Below are 1,993 nucleotides of genomic sequence, written 5' to 3' on the forward strand. Positions count from 1 at the left end.
AAGCTGGTCGTCGCGGTCGCGGCGATGCGGGCGGCCGGTGCGCGCGGGATGCGCCGAATCGACCTGCCCGCGGTGCTGCGTCTCAAGAAGAGCAAGTAGTCGATTCCGGCTGCGACACCTGTTGGTGCGCAGCCGGATTCACCGCTTCGAAACTTGTTTGTGACTAACATCACTTCGACGAAGTTGCTGGTCACGGTCGCCGTGGTCAGCGGCACCTTTCGGCGCGCACGACAGCGGCGCGGTGCGGCCCACATCGGAGCAGGTGGTGTGAACAGCGACGCATTTTCGCTGGTCAGCCGCCCAGATATGACATCGATCCACTCGGCGGCAGATCGCCACGAACAATAGACAATCCGATGGTGCAGCTCACCATGTCAGGCCATATGCTGTGCGATACCAACCTGGTGACTGTTTTGATCCACTTCCGCGAACTTCCTTGCCCGTTTTGGCTGGATTTTCCCGACCGATTCTGATAGCAAGGTGCTATGGACCCGCATTTGCGCGATCTGCGGTATTTCGTCGCCGTCGCTGAGGAACTGCATTTCACGAACGCCGCCCAGCGGCTGCATATCGCTCAGCCGACGTTGTCACGCCAGATCCGCCAGCTCGAACGCCAGCTCGACGTGGTCCTGTTCGACCGCAACCAGCGCAGTGTCGCCCTCACCGTCGCCGGTAAGGAACTGCTCGAAGGCGCACGCAAGATCCTCGAGCTGTGGGAGGTGACCAACGTGTCCCTCCAGGAAGCAGGCGAGGTGCTGCGCGTCGGAATCCAGTCCGCGCTCGGCCGGGGTCTGCTCAACGACCTCGAGAGCGCGAGCGGTCACCGCCTCGCCCTGCACGCCGCGTCGTGGAACGACCCCTCCAGTGGCCTGGCCGGTCGACAGGCCGACCTGTCGCTGGTCTGGCTGCCGCTGCCCGACCCCAACCGTTATCGCTGGCAGGTGCTGCGCACCGAGCCGCGCTGGGTGCTGCTGCCGGAGTCGCATCCGCTGGCCGAACAGGACAGCATCGAATTCGCCGATCTGCTCGACGAGCCCTTCGTCGCCCTGCCCACCGAGGCGGGCGCGGTCCGCGACTTCTGGCTCGGCAACGATGCCCGTGGCGGCAAGGCGGCCAAGATCGGCGCCGAGGCGGCCACCCCCGAGGACAAGCTCGAGGCCGTGAGCCTCGGCCTCGGCGTGTGCCTGCTGGCCGAGAACAACGTGCCGATGTACCGCTGGCCCGGGCTCACCGCGCGTCCGGTCGCCGGTCTCACCCCGTGTGAGCTGGCGGTGGCATGGCGGGCCGACGACACGCGCCCGACCATTCTGGAATTCGCCGGTCGCGCCGTCGACGGTGGTTTCTCCGAGCCGACACCGCAGCCGCAGCCGATCGCGGTCTAGTTCGACAGTTCCAGTTGGGCGGCGAGACCGAGCAAGGTGGACTCGCTGCCCGGCGGACCGACCAGCTGCGCGGCCAACGGGGTGTGTGCTTCGGGATGGGTGCCCATCGGTAGTGACGCCGCGGGCCAGCCGAGCAGATTCCACAGTCCGGTGAACGGCGCGTAGCGCGCCGAGGACACGACATTCGCGGCCCACCCGCGCCCGCTCCACTGCCTGGCCTTGGGCGGTGGCGCGGCGAGCGTCGGGGTGATCACCACGTCGAAGTCCTCGAAGAATTCGAGCAGCCTGGCTTCGGTCCGGTCGATCTGGCTGGGGCGGACCAGGCCGAGTCGCCGGATCACCCTGCCGATCGCCAGGTGACGTTTGGTGCGTTGCTGGAGCAGTTCGGGGTTCTCGAGTGTGTCGGCGTCGGCCAGGCCCGCGGTCGGCCAGCGCAGCAGCATCAACAGCGCCGTGTCGCCGTAGGGCAGTTCCACCGGTTGCACCTCGTGCCCGGCCACTGCCGCGGGCGCCCCCCCGGGGGGGGGCGCCCCCGGCCCAATCCCATCCAACCGGGCCCCACGCGGCCGGGGGGCCCCCGCCCCGCCGCATGGTAGTAGCTGCGGCGTGGG

At 68.0% G+C, this 1,993-nt stretch carries 2 protein-coding genes; one reads left to right on the plus strand and one right to left on the minus strand.

Annotated features, from left to right (window positions below):
- The first annotated feature begins 485 nt into the window (after positions 1-485).
- Entirely contained in the window at positions 486-1,382 is an 897-nt protein-coding gene (locus ACFWF3_RS33865) for a LysR family transcriptional regulator (RefSeq protein WP_378631508.1), read from the plus strand.
- Here the strand turns inward: ACFWF3_RS33865 and ACFWF3_RS33870 are convergent.
- Positions 1,379-1,858 carry an amidase family protein gene (locus ACFWF3_RS33870; protein ID WP_379318068.1) on the minus strand — a complete coding sequence of 160 codons (480 nt, stop codon included), beginning with the start codon at positions 1,856-1,858 and terminating at the stop codon, positions 1,379-1,381. The genes ACFWF3_RS33865 and ACFWF3_RS33870 overlap by 4 nt on opposite strands.
- Positions 1,859-1,993 lie beyond the last annotated feature (135 nt).

The sequence above is a fragment of the Nocardia sp. NPDC060220 genome (genome assembly GCF_042727815.1).
Classification (GTDB): domain Bacteria; phylum Actinomycetota; class Actinomycetes; order Mycobacteriales; family Mycobacteriaceae; genus Nocardia.